Annotated in this window: 13 protein-coding genes; 12 read left to right on the plus strand and 1 reads right to left on the minus strand. The window is 51.1% G+C overall.

Annotated elements, in window-relative coordinates:
* Positions 1-2616, minus strand: coding sequence for an HzsA-related protein (locus ACJJI1_RS06350; protein WP_444958881.1), 2616 nt, complete (start codon positions 2614-2616; stop codon positions 1-3).
* Between the two features lie 225 nt (positions 2617-2841).
* Between ACJJI1_RS06350 and ACJJI1_RS06355 the strand changes: the two genes are divergently transcribed.
* The 12 genes from ACJJI1_RS06355 (at position 2842) to ACJJI1_RS06410 (ending at position 17572) form a co-directional block, all read left to right on the plus strand.
* Positions 2842-4068 (plus strand): hypothetical protein, encoded by a 1227-nt coding sequence (locus ACJJI1_RS06355; RefSeq protein WP_444958882.1) that lies wholly within the window; start codon positions 2842-2844, stop codon positions 4066-4068.
* A 3-nt stretch (positions 4069-4071) separates the two neighbouring features.
* Positions 4072-6591 carry a LamG domain-containing protein gene (locus ACJJI1_RS06360; RefSeq protein WP_444958883.1) on the plus strand — a complete coding sequence of 840 codons (2520 nt, stop codon included), beginning with the start codon at positions 4072-4074 and terminating at the stop codon, positions 6589-6591.
* Between the two features lie 100 nt (positions 6592-6691).
* Positions 6692-8263 (plus strand): hypothetical protein, encoded by a 1572-nt coding sequence (locus tag ACJJI1_RS06365; RefSeq protein ID WP_413663678.1) that lies wholly within the window; start codon positions 6692-6694, stop codon positions 8261-8263.
* A 12-nt stretch (positions 8264-8275) separates the two neighbouring features.
* Positions 8276-9274: an FAD:protein FMN transferase gene (locus tag ACJJI1_RS06370; protein ID WP_444958884.1), complete on the plus strand. Its 999-nt coding sequence runs from the start codon at positions 8276-8278 to the stop codon at positions 9272-9274.
* Positions 9275-9390: 116 nt separating this feature from the next.
* Complete coding sequence (locus ACJJI1_RS06375) at positions 9391-9915, plus strand: AraC family transcriptional regulator (RefSeq protein WP_444958885.1); 525 nt, start codon at positions 9391-9393, stop codon at positions 9913-9915.
* Positions 9916-10005: 90 nt separating this feature from the next.
* On the plus strand, positions 10006-11892 hold the full coding sequence (locus ACJJI1_RS06380; protein WP_444958886.1) for a hypothetical protein: 1887 nt from the start codon (positions 10006-10008) through the stop codon (positions 11890-11892).
* The gene (locus tag ACJJI1_RS06385; protein ID WP_444958887.1) at positions 11885-14749 is read left to right on the plus strand and encodes a tetratricopeptide repeat protein; all 2865 of its coding nucleotides are present in this window, start codon (positions 11885-11887) and stop codon (positions 14747-14749) included. Before ACJJI1_RS06380 ends, ACJJI1_RS06385 begins: the two co-directional genes overlap by 8 nt.
* Positions 14736-15383, plus strand: coding sequence for a tetratricopeptide repeat protein (locus ACJJI1_RS06390; protein WP_444958888.1), 648 nt, complete (start codon positions 14736-14738; stop codon positions 15381-15383). Before ACJJI1_RS06385 ends, ACJJI1_RS06390 begins: the two co-directional genes overlap by 14 nt.
* A gap of 2 nt (positions 15384-15385) precedes the next feature.
* A complete protein-coding gene (locus ACJJI1_RS06395; RefSeq protein ID WP_413663684.1) occupies positions 15386-15655 on the plus strand; it encodes a hypothetical protein in 270 nt (89 codons plus the stop codon).
* 193 nt (positions 15656-15848) lie between these two features.
* Positions 15849-16514 (plus strand): MotA/TolQ/ExbB proton channel family protein, encoded by a 666-nt coding sequence (locus ACJJI1_RS06400; RefSeq protein ID WP_108734861.1) that lies wholly within the window; start codon positions 15849-15851, stop codon positions 16512-16514.
* Between the two features lie 11 nt (positions 16515-16525).
* Complete coding sequence (locus tag ACJJI1_RS06405; protein ID WP_444958889.1) at positions 16526-17038, plus strand: biopolymer transporter ExbD; 513 nt, start codon at positions 16526-16528, stop codon at positions 17036-17038.
* Between the two features lie 12 nt (positions 17039-17050).
* On the plus strand, positions 17051-17572 hold the full coding sequence (locus tag ACJJI1_RS06410) for an ExbD/TolR family protein (protein WP_444918500.1): 522 nt from the start codon (positions 17051-17053) through the stop codon (positions 17570-17572).

Genomic DNA, 17572 nt, shown 5'->3' on the forward strand with positions numbered 1-17572 from the left:
TTAATCTGCCGGCGCCGCAAAAGGATCGTTATAGTATTGAGCGCCAATATCAAACCACTCGGCAATCAAGCGCAACTCGGCATCTTCTAAGTACCCTTGGTGTGCGCCACCATTTTCAAAGATGGAAAAAAACGAGCTCTCAAGAGCAGAGCTCGTCAAGGGAGAGGAAATATTGACGGTAACCATTACCGGAATCGGATCACCGTTATTGTCGAGAACTAATTCACCATCCTCATCAACCTCGTAAACAGGATTTCCATCATCATCAAATTCCTGTACAAGCCGCGGTGTTAGCACCCCACTGGATAACTCCAATTCAGCGCGATCGGCCACCAGCTCGGAATAGGAAACAAACCAAGCATCATTAACAGAGGAAGCCGAGGTTGTGAGATCTAATTGCCCATCGGGTATTTGGGTTGCTCCAGCAGCATCAACAGGAGAGTGGCAGCCTGTACAGGTATAATCAGCTATTACTGCTCCTGTACTATCCAATACTTCACGGGGGAAATCCCAGAGCGGCTGAATATGTTGTTCATAGTGAATGACGATTCGACAATTACTTTCCCACTCTGTTAAACAGGTGGATTCCACCGGTGCATCCGTACTCAAATCACCGTATGAAAGCAATAACTCATCATCCTTAGTCCGTACCGCGGGATCAGTCCATAAATCGGTAAAGTGCAGATCTCCTTCAAGTTCAGCCTCACCAATATACCGGGCCAATAATTGAGCCATAGTCTCGCCCATTTCCGCTAGTAGCGCGGGCTCAGTATTGGCAAATGGTGCTGCCGAGGTCGGCGCTCCATCCCAAGCTGAATCCAACTGCATATCCGTGCGGCCATGGGGAGCTTCGCTATCGCTAGTATGACAACCGTTACAACTGCGCACTTCACCCGCCTGTAGCTGTAACCAGTTGTTATGACTATCGAAAATGCGTTTTCCATCCGCATCGACAACGGAAATTGCCAGGGGCATATCTGCGGGAACTTTTACCCTGACGGAGCCATCGGGCTGGATTGGGGTATAACCCAATATTTCACGCATGCCCTGATTACCATTGCGGCCAAATGCCGCTCCATCAAAGTCCAGAACATCATCATCGGGAATGCCCACGGCCTTGGAAATTTTCAGGAATCGTGCAGGCCGCAAATCTGCTGTGGTTTGGGCGGGATCCGCCAAGGTTTCGATTCCGGCAATATCTTCACCATCAAAATCATAAACACTGCGAATATCCAGGATTCCGACAGATTCCTCCACCAGATCCGCATCGACATCGACTCCCGGGACAGGATCTGGAATATAGGTGGGTTCAGTGCGAGGCTCCAGAGTAACCCCTTCGGATATCATTTCTCCCTCTTCCACAACCACAATAGGAAGCTGGGTGCCGGCGATATAATTGTAAATCCACAGGCCGTAGAGTGGGTCCGCCAATTGAACTTCTTCGTCTTCAGCAAGAGTATCCGGGCAGGTCTCCAGCAGCTCGGTTTCTTCATTGATAACCCGGCATTCACTCCAGGTTACCAGCAAACGGCTTGTCCCATCGTAGAATGGCCATGCGGAAGCAAAAGTACCGTGGGGAGAAATAGTATCGTCGGTAGTGACTTCTCCGACAGTGATAGAAGCCTGCCCGACCATTTCACCACTTTGCTCCGGCTCACTGTAGGCTTCGCTATAAACAATTCCGTCGATAGTAACGAGATCGCCGCCATAAGTGAGCCCAGATAGAGCACGCAACGTTACCAAAAGACGGCCATCGGGCATTTCGTGCGGTCTATTGAAGGCGGCCTCAGTCTCTTCTGTACCCGTATTTTGACTGTGATAACCGTAATAAACCGCCAGGTCAGAACCATCTGGCTTTACTGTATATAAGCTTAATTTATCGATACCTGCTGCATTGTCCCAGCGATTAAACAGAATCCGTCCATCGCTCAGTACAACTGGATTTAAATCATGACTCTGATTAAACGATATCTGCGTGATATCGGTTCCGTCCGCTTCCATTACATGGAGTACAAATGCCGGCTCCTCTCGATTTTCAGTCAGAGCTGAAAATTGCGGTTTATCGTCATCCAGTAAAAGAGCTCTGGAGCGTCGCTGGCGGGTAGAAGAAAAAATAATACGTCCATCGGGTAAAAAAGCGGGAGCGATATCCTGGCCTTCCTCAGCAGTTAAATCTGACTCAATTACCCGATTGAGTTCTTCTGTTTCGGTGTTGTATACCCAAATATTCCAGGTAGGCTGCTCATCGTCATCAGCGTCTTCTATTTCCGGTGCCCGCATCGCAAATATAAGCTGACTGCCATCTGCTGAAGTATTCAGGTCTTTTACATCGTAATCACCGTCAAATATATTTGCAGTAATGACAGTTTCTGCAGCACTGGCGGTTGCACGGTCTTTTAAAATCAGTTGGGCTCCGGCAAAAAATTCAGCGGGCTCATAAATATTATCCTGAAGGAGACTGCCATCATCGTCACTACTTAATTGACGAAGTACAAAAGCAACAGGATAGTCCTCCACCACGGGATCTTCGGCTTGGTCTTCACCACCACTGGAACTGCCACCGCCACTACAGGCCGCCACCAATAGCAAAAGCGGTAGCGCACGCAAACATTTCATTTTTGTTATCCACCCGGGTTTGGCACGAGCAGCACACGCCTTTTTTGTGCTCTTAGCCTAAGAACTTTTTTATACGGCTTTGACCGCTGAGGCTAATTCTCGCAAGTTGCGCACAAAAAGTTTGCCAACTGGGACGCAAATATTGAAAGTCATTCTGACATTGTTGAAATCTGCTTTTAGACTGCTTTGCCACATCCCAGTGATCTCACCGACAAAAATAGTCCAATGAAAAATAATTCGTCTCGATCGCGTGTACTCCGGCTCACCACGGTAACCGCACTGCTCGGAGTAGGTTTGTGGAGTAATTCTGCCCTATCAGCATCGCAGGACCAGGCTCTCCAAATTCACAGCCGCATCACCGGAACCATTCCCAGCGAGAGTATATTGCTGGATATGGCAGAGGATATAGAAAACGGTGATCCCACCGCTGCGGCGTATACGGCAATGGAGAATGACGCCTTCTATAATGTCACTCTAAAAAATCTGGCCACTCCCTGGACTAATGAGGAGCAGGACGTATTTGAACCATTAAATGATTACACTGCGACGGTAATCGGCATGGTTCGGGACGATATGGACTTCCGCCAACTGCTCTCGGCAAATATTCTCTACACCGGTGATATTTCTGGCCTGCCCTCCTACAACACGGGAAATAACGACCACTACGAGACACTGGAAGCCGGGGGTTATTCCCTGCAGGACAATTTGGTGCAGGAAGCTCAATCCTCTCTCAATGGTCTCCCCGCAGATGCCACCGCCGGCGTTCTTACCAGCCGCGCCGCTGCCAAGGCTTTTTTTAGTGCGGGAACCAATCGCGCCATGTTTCGCTTTACCATGCTCAATCACCTGTGTAACGACATGGAGCAGGTGCAGGATACTTCCCGCTCACCGGATCGTATTCGCCAGGACGTAAGCCGCAGCCCTGGGGGCGACAGTCGGGTATTCCAAAATAACTGTATCGGTTGCCACAGCGGCATGGACCCCATGGCACAGGCATTCGCTTACTACGACTATGTATACGATGCAGACAATGATCCCGATGGAGAAGAGGGAGCCCTGGATTACAACGCAGCCGGTGATATAGATCCAGAAACCGGCAGCCGTGTTAAGGCCAAAAACCTGATCAACAGCGGCAATTTTCCCCACGGTTTTATTATTCCCGACGACAGCTGGGTTAACTACTGGCGCGAGGGCATAAATATGCATCTGGGCTGGAGCGGCACCTTGTCCGGCAACGGCAACGGCATCAAATCCCTGGGAGAGGAGTTGTCTAACAGCCGAGCTTTCGCCAAATGCCAAGTAACTAAGGTGTTTCGCCAAGTTTGTTTGCGCGAGCCGGAAGATTCTACCGACCGCAACCGAATCGAAACTATTACCGATGATTTCAGCAATACCGGCTACAAACTTAAGCAGGTATACGCAGACACTGCGGTTTACTGCGCGGGAGATTAAAAAATGAAAACCTATAAAAGTCTCCCAGTGATAGAAAATACACTGATAGTTCGCACGCTTCGTATCGCTTCACTGTTTTGTGCTGCCCTGGCAATCAGTGCCTGTAGTGGTGGCAGTGGAGAGGGCACCGAAAGCCAACCGGATACCAGCGACAACGATGGCACCGCTGCCTATTCCGGACCGGATCCTGAAACCGATGATGTCAATCAATATAAACAGTACATCTGGGATAACCTGGCGGCGACAAATCGATGCGGCAGCTGTCATATTGAAAATAACCAGAGCCCACATTTTGTCCGTGGCGATGATATCAATGCTGCCTACGATGCCGGGCGTGAGTTAATTAACTTATCAGTTCCCGATGAATCCCGTTTGGTAACCAAGGTTGGTGGTGGGCACAATTGTTGGCTTTCCAGCGATGATGCCTGTGCGGAAATTATTACCAACTATATCGAGGAATGGGCTCGGGCTAGCGGCGGCCTAAGCAATACAATCACCCTTGTCGCACCTGTCGAGCGTGAGGTGGGTGCCAGTAAGAGTTTCCCCGAATCCAGCGGCAGCTTTAGCACTACAGTTTACCCTCTGTTGCGCAGCTACTGTGCCAACTGTCACAGTGAAGATGCGACAACGGCACAAACCCCCTACTTTGCCAGCTCTGATGTCGATCTCGCCTACGCATCTGCGGTCAGCAAAATTAACCTGGATTCTCCGGCCGACTCCCGTTTCTCTGTGCGCCTGGGCAGTGAATTTCACAACTGCTGGGATGACTGCTCAGATAACGAAGCGGAAATGACCGATGCGATCCAAGCCTTCGCCGATACTATCAGTGTCACCGAGGTAGACCCCGACTGGGTTATCAGTAAGGCACTGCGCCTCACAGACGGTATTGTTGCGAGTAGTGGCGGCCGTATAGAGAGCAATGCAATTGCTCTCTATGAATTTAAAACCGGCAGCGGCACCACTGCCTACGACACCTCCGGAGTTAACCCTGCAATTGATCTCGCCCTATCTGGCGATGTGGAGTGGATTGACTCCTGGGGGCTGCAATTGAAGGGGGGTAAAGCACAGGGGGCTACTGCAACCAGCAGCAAACTTTACGATACCCTCACAGCCACCGGTGAATATTCAATTGAAATCTGGGCGGCACCAGCCAATGTCTCACAGGATGGGCCCGCGCGTATCGTCACCTATTCCGGTGGCGATGATATTCGCAACTTCACTCTCGGCCAGGATCAATACAGTTACACCGTGCAAAACCGCAATGACAACACCGATGCGGACGGTATGCCTGCCCTGGCAACCGATGATGCCGACCAGGTTGTACAAGCCAGTCTCCAGCATGTGGTGGCCACTTACGATCCAATTAACGGACGCAAGCTTTACGTTAACGGTGCAAATACCGGGGAGCCGGACCCAAGTGAATCCGGTTTACTCTCTACCTGGGACGATACCTTTGCTCTCGCAGTAGGCAGCGAAGTCAGTAACGGCAACAGTTGGGAAGGCTCCATTCGCCTTTTGGCAATTCACTCCCGCGCCCTATCGGAAGAGGATATTGCTACCAACTACGAAGTCGGCGTCGGTGAAAAATATCTGCTGTTATTCAAAGTTGAAGAGCACACAGGCATTGCCGAAAGCTATGTAATGTTTACTGTGCAGCAATTTGATAATTATGCCTATCTGTTTAGTGAACCCACCTTTGTCAGCCTCGACGACAGTGTCGATCCATCTGGAATCGCCATTGAGGGAATGCGTATCGGTATTAATGGCCGCGAAGCGGAGGTGGGCCAGGCCTGGTCCAAGTTATCCACTGCAGTCGACAATAGCTACGTAGCAGGTGAAGGCCAGCAGCTTTCCAGGCTCGGGACCATTATCACTCTGGATAAAGGCCCCCTCGATGATGAATTTTTCCTGACCTTCGAAAAAATCGGCAGCGAAACCTATAACCGGGTTGAGGTTACTCCAGCTGAACCTGCGGATGCCGCTGATCTGGAAGCGCAATCGCGCATAGGTCTGCGCCGATTTGAGCAAATCCATGCAAGCTTGTCCCAGGCGACCGGAGTCTCCATGTCCCACCCGGAGGTTTATGAAACCTGGGAAACTGTGAAACGCCAGCTTCCGGTTGAAAGTGACATTGAAGGATTCCTCGCTGCACAGCAAATGGGTATCACCCAGCTGGCAGTGAAGTATTGCAGCACCCTGGTGGACTCCAGTGAGCGCAGCAGCTACTTCAGTGGGTTTGACTTCAGCGCTTCCGCAGACACCGCCTTCGACAGCGCCAGCAAGCGCGCGCAGATTATCGATCCGCTCATGGAAGGTTTGCTTGGCCACGAGATGAACTGGCACGACGGCAGCGTCTCGCAGCTTGCCAGCGCCCCGGACCTGGCCTCTGTAGAGACAGAACTGGACACGCTTATCGACACCATGACCGCCTGTGGCAGCAGCTGCGATTCAGGTCGCACAGAAACTACGGTGAAAGCCGTATGTGCTGCCGCCATGGGCAGTGCCATGATCCTGATTCACTGATCGCATAAAAAAGACTAGCGGCTTTGTCGGCAAAACTTTCGCCGGTAGAGCCCCTCCACAATAAAGAGCCGGCACACCGAAAACTATATCCGGGAATATTATGAGCAAGAAAAAACACTTTGATCTGGACCAGCCCCTACGGCACCCGGACCACCACCGCCCGGTAACACGCCGCGACTTTCTCGCTCAAGGCTTCCGAGCGGGTATGGGAACAGTGCTGGGCGGCTCTGTCTTCAGCTTGTTTGCCAATCCCCGTAGTGCCCATGCAGCCCTTTCCTCAGACCTGGAAGCACTGCGAAAAACCAATGGCGGGCCCTGTGACGTCAGTGCATTCGGTGCCGGTAAAATTCCTTTTATTTGTTTCGATCTCGCCGGCGGTGCAAATATCGCAGGCTCCAATGTGCTGGTAGGTAAAGAGGGCGGACAAATGGATTTTCTCGGCACAGCCGGCTACAACAAGCAAGGCCTCCCCGGGGATATGGTTCCCTCCCTGGGCGATGAATTTATCAATACTGACCTGGGTCTCGCCTTCCATAGTGACAGCGGTATGTTGCGAGGCATTCTGGAAAAAATCGCTGCTGGCACAGCATCGGCGACCAACGGTGCAGTTATTCCCGCTCGCTCAGAAAATGACACCGGCAACAACCCACACAATCCCATGTACGGTATTAACCAGGCGGGAGCCAACGGTTCCCTGCTGGCCCTGATCGGTTCCAGCTCCAGTGATTCCGGTGGCAACTCCATGGCTCCTTCCGCCATGATCAACCCCGAAGTTCGCCCCACCAAAGTGGATCGCTCTTCCGACGTTACCGGCCTTGTAGATGTAGGAGACCTGGTGGGGCTGCTCAGCCAGGAGGATACTGTCGCAGTGATGGAGTCCATGTACCGTATCTCCGAAGCGAAACTCAGCAACGTGAATACTAAAGTCAGCACCGATGCAGTTATTAAAGACCTGGTGCGTTGCGGCTATATGAAAAGTGCTGACCTGGCTGATCGCTTTGGCAACCCGGCCGATTTAAATCCCGAATCCGATCCTGATATCGTCGGGCCATCCGGTGTATTTACCAGCTCAGAATTAAGTGGAGACAGAGAGTTCCAAAAGACCGCCTCAGTGATGAAGCTGGTCGTCAATGGATATGCCGGTGCAGGCACTATTACCATGGGTGGCTATGACTACCATACCGGCGACCGCGCCACAGGAGAGATTCGCGATTTGCGCGCTGGGCGCTGTATTGGCGCTTGCCTGGAGTATGCCGCCCGCCGCAACCAGCCCCTGATGATTTACGTTTTTAGTGATGGTTCCGTTTTCTCCAACGGAATGCTGGACGACTCGGTAGAAGGCCGTGGCAAAGGCGTCTGGACTGGCGATGACCAACAGACAGCCGCCTCATTTTTTCTGGTATACAACCCGGCGGGCCGGCCACAATTACTCGGTGGCACGGCGGACGAACAGGCGATCCACCAGCAACTCGGCTATATGCGCAGCTCCGGTGACGTAGAAACAACATCCACCCCCGCCGCTAACAACGTCAACTTATTGGTGGAAACTGTAGTGCTCAATTATATGGCCCTGCACGGGGAGCAAGGTAATTTCTCCACCTTATTTCCGAATCACGGTCTCGGCGATAGCAACTTACAAGACAGCATGACTGCCTTCGCCCCCATTATTTAAGTTGGATAAGTGATGTTCCGCTTTTTTAAATCACTATTACTGTGTGGTGCCACACTTTGCGCGAATCCTGCTTTGGCCGAATGGCACTACGCTGAACGTGCAATTATGGGAACCCAGGTTCGCCTGCAACTTTGGCACGAGGACGACAATGAGGCCGAACACCTAATTGAAGAGGTCATGACAGAGTTCCATCGACTTGACGATCAGCTCTCGCCCTACAAGGAAAACAGTGAACTATCACTCGTTAACCGCACAGCTGGCCGGGGAAACGTCAATATCTCCAAAGAACTCACCAACCTGATTGATAAATCCCTTTGGTTTAGTCAGCTCACCGATGGTGCATTCGATATCAGCTACGCCACCCTGGGTAAGCACTATGATTTTCGCCAGCAAAAACAGGCAGACGCCCAGCTGACGGACTCGCTGTTAGAGGCACTGAATTACCGCCATTTAAAACTGAATAAAAAGGCCAATACACTGCGTTTTAGCCACCAAAGCACAAAAATTGATTTGGGGGGAATTGCCAAAGGCTATGCGGTTGATCGGGCAATTGAGATTCTCAAGCAGGCAGAAATTTGCTGCGCCAGTGTCAGTGCCGGTGGCGATGCGCGCATGCTGGGAGACAAACAGGGGCAACCCTGGTTGGTGGGTATTCGCCACCCCCGGGAAAAAAGTAAAAATGCCGCTGTTATCCCCCTGCGTGATATTGCTATCTCTACCTCAGGTGATTACGAGCGTTATTTTATTGATGAACAGCAGGATCGAGTGCACCATATTTTCAATCCATCCACAGGAAAACCCTCGGAAACTTCTGCAAAAGACACTGATAAGTTGATTAGTGTCAGCATTATTGGCCCACGCGGCTTTGATACCGATCCCCTTTCCACCAGTGTGTTTGTTCTGGGAAAAGAGAGAGGCTTGGCACTTATTAATCGATTGCCTCAATTTGAAGCAGTAGTTATCGATAGTAACCGGAAGCTGTTTTTCAGTCGCGGTTTGGAGAATCTTTGAGTAATCCGTTTTATCTTCATAGAAAATTTGCCAACAAGATCACATCAGATCGTTGATCCCCTGACATAATTTGCGCCGACCAAAGAATAATGCCAATTCCTATCAAAAGGTCTGCCATGAGACGCCCCTTTCAGTGCTTTATTTTATTTATCGGCCTTTTAGGCTCTGCGTTTGTGCAGGCTCAGGCAAGCGATTTCTCTGCGGAGAAATTGGAAGAATTAAAGCGCGATGTACTTAAATTAAACAGGGATTTATTGATTCTTGAAGAAGATTTACTCTATCCCGCACAGAGCCAAATCGCCTTTTATGTGTCTATGGATGTAGGCCACTATTTTACTTTGGATGCAGTAAAGCTACACATCGACAACAAGTTAAGTGCAAGTCATCTGTATACGGAACATCAGCGGGAAGCATTGATTCGCGGTGGCATTCAACCGCTTTACAAAGGCAACCTAAAATCCGGTGATTACACTATTTCTGCTTTTATAACTGGCCTTGGGCCCGAAGGGCGCGAATACAAGCGGGCAGCCAAGTTGGAATTGAATAAAAGTGATGAGCCCGCCGTTATTGAACTGGTTATCTCAGACAACTCCGGAAAACAACAGCCGGAGTTTGAGTTGGTGCAGTGGCCAACGCCCTGATTAGCCATGCACTACCCATCTTTTACCCGCACCCTATCCCTGGCGCTCACCCTTGCCGCAAGTAACCTTTGCGCTCAGGGAGCTGATACTGTGGCCGAAACAAACGGTCCCAGCAATGAGCAGCGAGCCCCACAAAAATACCAAAGGGCTCAAGACCTGGCTTATGGCGCTACGCTTTACGAGTATTTTCAAGGGAATTACTTTGATGCCCTGAGCACACTGCTGGTTGCTCAACAGCGGGATTCAATTCAAATTCACAGGGATAACGCCGCATTGATAGAGGGCGGGATCAGCCTAGGGTTTGGTTTACATAGACGAGCAGCTGAACTATTTGAACAGCAGAGTAATGTCGAGGCTGCGCCAAAATATCGCCGCACTGCCTGGTTAAAGCTGGCCGAATTAAATTACCTGAACGGTGATTTTGTCAGCGCAGCAGCACACTTGGAAAAGTCAGGGGTTGCCGAGGAGTCCTCTCTACCTCTCAACTTAGCGCTGCGCAATAAAGACCTCACCACGGCTCAAAAATTACTGGAAACCAGCGATTTATACCCTGCGGAAAAGTTACTGGGACATATCAACTTAGGCGCTGCCTTTGCCAGGTCCGGCCAATTGCCTGCAGCAATTCACGAATATCAAGTCGCTGTTGATTTTGCAGAAACAATTGATATTCCTTCATCTGAAATTCCCATACTCATTGATAAAGCCCATATTGGTATGGGGTACGCCCTGGCTCTTGCAGAGCAACACAGCGCAGCTAAAGAAGCCTTTTCCAGGGTTCGCCTCAACACGCCCTGGGCAACTCGCGCACTCCTGGGAATGGCTTGGTCCTCTATCAATGGTGAGGACTACCAAGCGGGCATAGACGCACTGCAATTTTTACTGGATAAGCACCGCTACAGTCCCGCCGCACGGGAAGCGATGGTAGCCCTGCCTTATGGTTACGAAAAACTGGAAAATCGCTCTGTAGCCCTCAGAACATACCAAAGCGCTGAAGCTTATTACCTGGAAACGCTTACTGAGTTACACCAGTTACAACAAGACCTGGCGACGGAACCACTGGCCTATGATCCTGTTCAGCGCGAGACATGGCGCTATGGCTGGTTACAACTGGCCCAGGCCTCTCCCCTATTGCGCGATAACCAGCACTTTCTGCGGCCAATCCTGCAAAGTGACCGCTTCCAATTGCGGCTCACCGAGCTGCGCGATCTGCAGCAGCTCACCCAGGTCCTACAGACCTGGCAAGATAAACTACCCCAATTTGCCGACCTTATCGAAGAGCGTCACCTGCGCCGTACAACGATTATTGATAACTACAATAGCGCCCAGTTTGACCAGCAGTTGCAGATAGCAACACAGCAATATGATCATTTGAGGGCAGCTCTCGAGCATATTGAACAGGAGCGCGACGCACTCACTTTATTGGCGACCACCGCCACTCCAAATGAACAAAGTGAAACCCTCGAATTACTGGAAATTCTCACCGGCGCTCAAGAACGTCTTAAAAAAATCCAGGACAGCGGCAAAGCCAGCCAACAACAAGTGGAAACCCTGGCGAAAGCCCGGGGGATTTTGCTCTGGCAAGCCAGTGAACAGTATCACGAGAAGTTGTGGCAGCAGCAAAAATCCCTACAGCTGCTCGAAGATCAGTTACGCAGGGGGCGGGAACAACGCAAGAAAACAGATACCGAAGCACAGCGGGGGCCACAACTGCGCCAACTAGCCTATCGGGTGGTCACCGCCGGTGACGAAATTCCAGCTCGGCAAGCGGCGATTGGTCGAGCCAGCGAATTGATTGAAGCCGACCTGCGCCGAGAGGTTATCGCCCAGCTGGGTAGGGAGCAGCAGCAAATTCACAATTATATGGCCCACACACGCCTGGCTATCGCACGTCTGCAAGACGCTGAAATGCAGGCGATCCCCGCAGCCTCTCAGGCTGACAGTGACACGGATAATATCGGGGCTGCAGACCATGAATAACGCCCCGCACCCGGCAGGTGTATTTGCCCTGCGCTCACTGGCTATTGGTATTTACTGTGTCCTGACAGCCTGTGGCAATCAGCCGGTACAAACCCTCGCTGACCTGCCCCGAGCTACCGCCCCCAACCCTAAGGAAGAGGCGCCGCAAAGTCCGCCCGCACAAACCGCTGCCGCGTTGGAAAACCTGGTGCAAAGTTACCGCACAGCACTGGAGAGCCATACCGACCCAAAGGTTCAGCAGCAAATCCATCTGCGCCTGGCGGACTTGGAAATGGAGCGACTGGAGCAAGAACAGTCCGACAATCCTGACACTATTGTCGACTACTCCAGCGCGGTCGATTATTACCAGAGCCTATCCGCACAGCGTCCGAAAGATGATTACATTCTCTATCGCTTAGCTCGCGCCCGGGCACTGGATGGGGAAATGCCTGCAGCCTTACAGGCATTGGAAAAGATTGCTGGCAGCTCACCGGATTCACCATTTATTGGCGAAGTGTTATTCCGCCGTGGCGAAGCGGCATTTAACCGCAAAGACTACCCCAGCGCCGCCCGAGACTTCCGAGCATTGCTCAAGCAGGGGCCGAGTCCATTTACGGATAATGCTCGCTATATGCTGGCTTGGTCAGAATTTAAATCGAGCAATTACCGCGCATCCACAGAAATTTTTCTCCAGTCACTGGATATTTTGCACAGCGAGGAACAAGAAGAGGAACTCCCTGTTGGACGACAGCGCCTGCGTGAAGACAGCCTGCGTGGGCTCGCATTAAACTTCAGCTACCTGGGCGGCGCTGAAGCCATTGAGTCTTTTAACCTCGATGGAAAGCCACGTCCCTATCAGCACCAACTATACAGCGCACTCGGCACCTGGTATCGGGAAAAAGAGTTGTTCCGCAACAGTGCCGATACCTTTTTACAATTCGTAAATCACTACCCGCAAACCCAACAGGCCCCACAGCTCCATCTTCTCGCCGTCGAAACCTTGCAAGCGGGGAGACTACATAAAGAAGTTCTGCCGACGAAGCGGGACTTTGTACGGCGCTACGGTGTGAACACTGATTACTGGCAAGCAGCAGATGAAACTCAGCAGCAGGAATTAGCCAAAACCCTGCAACCATGGCTGTACGAATTGGCCCAATTTGACCACGCCCGCGCACAGGAATTAGCTCAGCAGGTGGCAAAGCTGCCCGCAAGTAAAGTGAAAGAGCGCCGCCTTGTCAGCACACAATCACTGGGTGCCTATCGCAGTGCCGCTGCTTTATATCGGGAATACGCGCAGACTTTTCCACAAGACCCGCGCACGCCCTCCATGGTTTTCCTAATGGCAGAGTGTCTTGAGCAGGCTGCAGATCACCCCGCCGCCTGGCGCGCTTACAGCCAGGTAGCCTGGGAATACCAAGATCCCAAGTATGCTGCCGAAGCCGGCTACGGAGCCATCCTCAGTGCAGCCAGAGTGCATGAACAAACTCCGGATCAAGAGTCGGAACAGAAAATCCTGTGGCTCGATCGCAATATCGAAGCGAGCCTGAAATTTGCACAGAGCTGGCCCCAAGACCCGAGAGCTCTGCCAGTACAGCTAGCCGCTGCCGATAAGTTGTTACAACAATCGCGCTTTGCCGAAGCCATCGCCGCTGCCGAGCACGCCGATCAATGGCAACCGCCAGCCAATAGACAACAGCAACTAAGTATTGCAATAATACTGGCCCACAGCCATTTTTCCCTGAAGCAATATCCCCAGGCAGAGGCTGCCTATACCCGCGCGCTCGGCTACCAGCCAGACGATAAGCTGCGCAAAGACGCATTGCGCCAATTGCAGTTATCCATCTATCGCCAGGCAGAAATCATTTTGGCCCAGCGCGAGAGTGAGGATGCCGCTCCCAGTGAGGAAGCCCTCAATCACCTGCTGCGTATCCGCGATAGCGGGCGCACAGAGGTTGCGGCCACCGCCCAATATGATGCGATTAATTTTCTTATTCAATTAGGGCAGTGGCAGCGCGCCAGCACAGAACTCGCTGATTTCCGCCAGTTTTATCCCGCGCACACCTTGACGCCGACACTGGCTGCCAAAGCCATCGTTATCTTTGAAGCTCTGGAAATGCCGGCGGCTGCCGCCTCAGAATTACTGCAATTAGCTGCTACAGATCCGGATCGGGAAGTTCGCCGTCAATCCCTGTTTATGGCTGCAGAAAACCTGCAAAAAGCCGGTGAGTACAACAGGGCTATTGAAAGCTATCGCAACTACAGCAAATTGTGGCCAGAGCCCGCTGAGCAACGTCTGGAAGCGCAATTTCAGCTGGTCGAAATCTACGCTCAGACTAAAAAGCCCACCAAGCGGAATTACTGGCTACAACAACTTGCACAGAACTCGCTGCAGTCATCCCGCGGGCGTTACCTGGCCGCTTATTCTCAAAGTGAACTGGCGGAACAAAGTTATGCGAAATTTGCTGAACTGGCACTGCGCTTGCCATTAAAGACCAGTCTCGCTAATAAAAAGCGGGCCATGCAAACTACCGTGACGGATTACCGCAAAGTCCTCGAGTTTGGCATCGCAGAATTCACCCCTCAAGCAAACTATCGCCTCGCGGAAGTGTACCGACAGCTCAGCCGTGACCTGATGGACTCACAGCGTCCTAAAAACCTGAACGAGCTGGAATTGGAACAATACGAAATTCTACTGGAGGAACAGGCCTATCCCTTTGAGGAGAAATCCATAGAGCTTCACGAGGCCAATATCCAGCGCACGGTTGAGGGTATTTACGACGACTGGGTTAAACGCAGCTTCCATTCACTGGGAGAGCTGTTACCCGCACGCTACAAAAAAGAAGAAAAAACCCTGGAGTGGAGTGATGCACTGCACTGAATCGAGCACCCAGAAATTAACTTCAATCGCACGGTTATTCACTACTGCGCTATTGGTTTTTCTACTCTCTGCATGTAGCGGCCTGCAAAAGACGATGTCGCCCGCAGATAGTGACGCCGCGCAACAACTGACAGAAAACCCCTACTTGCGTGATGGTAAAAGAGTACCGCAACAGGCCCGTGCAGCGATGGAACTGGCTCACCAGAATTTTCAGGCAAATGATTTACCTGCAGCCGAATCACAACTGCTACAAATTACTGAAAAGTGGCCGGAGCTTTCTGGAGCCTGGCTTAACCTGGCAATCGTGCAACAGTCCGGCGAGAAATATGAGGAATCCGAGCGCAGCTTTCGCCAGGCTATTGCTGTAAACGATAACAATGTATTTGCCTGGAATCATCTTGCTGCGCTGATGCGTGACCGGGGACGGTTCGAAGATGCAGAGAAATACTACAACGCCGCCATAGAGCGTTGGCCACACTATGCCGATGCACACCGCAACTTGGGAATCCTCTACGACCTTTACCTGCAACAACCCGAGCGCGCCCTTCAGCACTATATGACAGCGCAAGATTCCGGTACTGAACAGGATAAATTGCTCAGTGCATGGATACTCGAGCTGGAGCGGAGACTTTAACAATGAAATTATTTTCTAGCCTCATACTGAGCCTGTCTATCTTTGCATACGGCGCAACAGCAGAGGAAATAACAACGCTGGAGTCCACCGTAATTGGCAGTCAGGAACAACCTAAGGTTTTATATATCATTCCCTGGAAGCAAGCCGACAGTTTACAAAGGCTCGACAGCGTTCTGCCGCAAACTTTCTCCTCCGTATTTGAACATCAGGAATATTCGGAATTTCGGCGGGAAATAAAGCTGTTACAAGCTGAACAGGAAAAAACCGATTAGGCCGACCCACCAAAATTAAAAATAATTTTTTGCGGCGCATGGAAGCGGCGCTGCTGAATTTATACAGCGAAGACATGGAACAGCCGCAGCAGGCTTCAACGTCCCGCGGCCCTCTTTATACACCAAGGGTGGGAACTCAATCGCTCTCCCTTTGCACTACAAATTTATAACTTTATCTGTGGAGAATTAAATCATGGAATTCACTCAAGCGATGCTGCGTTTTTTCCAAAATGGCGGACCCTTCATGTACCCAATTGCGGTGGTTCTGGTTATCGGACTGGCAATGGTAGTAGAGCGCTGGATATTTTTATCACGCGCGCGGAATGCCAATAAAAAGGCGTATCAACAAGTATTGCCCATGTTGCAAAAACGCAGCTATCAAAGTGTCTTGCAGCTGGCCCGAGACAACGATGCAGCAATGGGCCGTATCGCCGCAGCAGGCATCAACACTTTGCAATTTGCCAAGCGCGAGGAAAATATTGCCCTGGCTATTGAGGAAGGTATTCTCGAAGCTGTTCCCCGTCTGGAAAAACGCACCAGTTACTTGGCCACTCTCGCTAATATTGCCACTCTGCTGGGCCTACTCGGCACTATTATGGGTCTGATTGCTGCATTTACCGCAGTAGCCAGTGCCGACCCATCTGAAAAAGCGACCATGCTCTCCACCAGTATTTCCGTAGCGATGAACACTACAGCATTCGGTTTGATTTCTGCCATTCCCCTGCTGTTGTTTAACTCAATGCTACAAAATAAAACCAATGAGATTGTCGATAGTTTGCAAATGGCCGGGGTTAAATTCCTTAATCTGCTGACCATGGGACGTCCACAAAAAGCGGAACAACGCACCGCTAACAGCTAAGGGATACCGCCATGCTGAACATAAATATTCGCCGGCGTGGATATGAGGAAGCGGAACTCGATATCACCTCGTTTATGAGTTTGATGACCATTTTGGTTCCTGTGCTACTGCTAAATATGGTGTTTTCCCATATCTCCGTGCTCAAGCTGAACCTACCGGGTATCAGCGATGGAAGTTCCAGTAGTGTGGAGGAAAACCGCCAGCTCGAACTCGTTCTGCGCACGCAGTATGTCGATATTAATTATCCCGCTGGGCAGCGGGTTAAACGCATCCCACACGAGGAAAACTCACCGGATTTCGCCACGATATCTATCGTTTTACAGCAGATAAAACGGCAGTTGAGGGAAAAATCTATCGACAAAGATGATCTGGTGATCCTGTCAGAAAAGGGAACGCCTTACAAAACGCTGGTCGCCGCCATGGATACTGCGCGCAGCTACCGGGCAGTAGTGGCCGCATCTGTTGTTGATGCAGAACTGTTCCCCCAGATATCTCTCGGCGATGCACCGGAGCAGACAAAATAGCGGGGCCAAACTATGAAGATAAATGCAGCCGCAAAACTGCAAGAACGCAGGCAAAGACAAAAAAAGCAGCAATCAAAACTGAACCTGGTATCACTGATGGATATCTTCACCATCCTGGTGTTTTTCCTTCTGGTGAACTCAACCAGTGATGTTCAAGTTCTGCAGACTGATAAAACCATAAAACTGCCCAAGTCCACCTCACAACAGAAACCCGAGGTGACTACTGTAGTGCGGGTCAACAATAAACAGTTATTTGTCGGGGACCGATTTATCGCCAACATCGATGATATCGATCCCAGCGCAGAGAATATTGAGGCCCTGGTAACAGAGCTTAAATACCGTGCTGAACGAGCGGGAGAGCTGAGCGAAGCCCAGAAAACTCTGGGCCGAGCAGTGACTATTTTAGGTGATGAACAAGTTCCCTATGAGTTGCTGAAGCAGATCATGCACACATGCGCAGCCGCAGACTTCCGCGATATGTCTTTCGCCGTAGAACAAACAGCGCCGGAAGATCCCTCGGGGGTGGAATCCTGA

The sequence above is a fragment of the Microbulbifer maximicatervae (SeqCode) genome (assembly GCF_052467065.1).

Bases quoted from the DNA above. Each gene is read 5' to 3' on its own strand.
- ACJJI1_RS06350 (WP_444958881.1), bottom strand. From the start codon at position 2,616: ATGAAATGTTTGCGTGCGCTACCGCTTTTGCTATTGGTGGCGGCCTGT.
- ACJJI1_RS06355 (WP_444958882.1), top strand. From the start codon at position 2,842: ATGAAAAATAATTCGTCTCGATCGCGTGTACTCCGGCTCACCACGGTA.
- ACJJI1_RS06360 (WP_444958883.1), top strand. From the start codon at position 4,072: ATGAAAACCTATAAAAGTCTCCCAGTGATAGAAAATACACTGATAGTT.
- ACJJI1_RS06365 (WP_413663678.1), top strand. From the start codon at position 6,692: ATGAGCAAGAAAAAACACTTTGATCTGGACCAGCCCCTACGGCACCCG.
- ACJJI1_RS06370 (WP_444958884.1), top strand. From the start codon at position 8,276: ATGTTCCGCTTTTTTAAATCACTATTACTGTGTGGTGCCACACTTTGC.
- ACJJI1_RS06375 (WP_444958885.1), top strand. From the start codon at position 9,391: ATGAGACGCCCCTTTCAGTGCTTTATTTTATTTATCGGCCTTTTAGGC.
- ACJJI1_RS06385 (WP_444958887.1), top strand. From the start codon at position 11,885: ATGAATAACGCCCCGCACCCGGCAGGTGTATTTGCCCTGCGCTCACTG.
- ACJJI1_RS06390 (WP_444958888.1), top strand. From the start codon at position 14,736: ATGCACTGCACTGAATCGAGCACCCAGAAATTAACTTCAATCGCACGG.
- ACJJI1_RS06395 (WP_413663684.1), top strand. From the start codon at position 15,386: ATGAAATTATTTTCTAGCCTCATACTGAGCCTGTCTATCTTTGCATAC.
- ACJJI1_RS06400 (WP_108734861.1), top strand. From the start codon at position 15,849: ATGGAATTCACTCAAGCGATGCTGCGTTTTTTCCAAAATGGCGGACCC.
- ACJJI1_RS06405 (WP_444958889.1), top strand. From the start codon at position 16,526: ATGCTGAACATAAATATTCGCCGGCGTGGATATGAGGAAGCGGAACTC.
- ACJJI1_RS06410 (WP_444918500.1), top strand. From the start codon at position 17,051: ATGAAGATAAATGCAGCCGCAAAACTGCAAGAACGCAGGCAAAGACAA.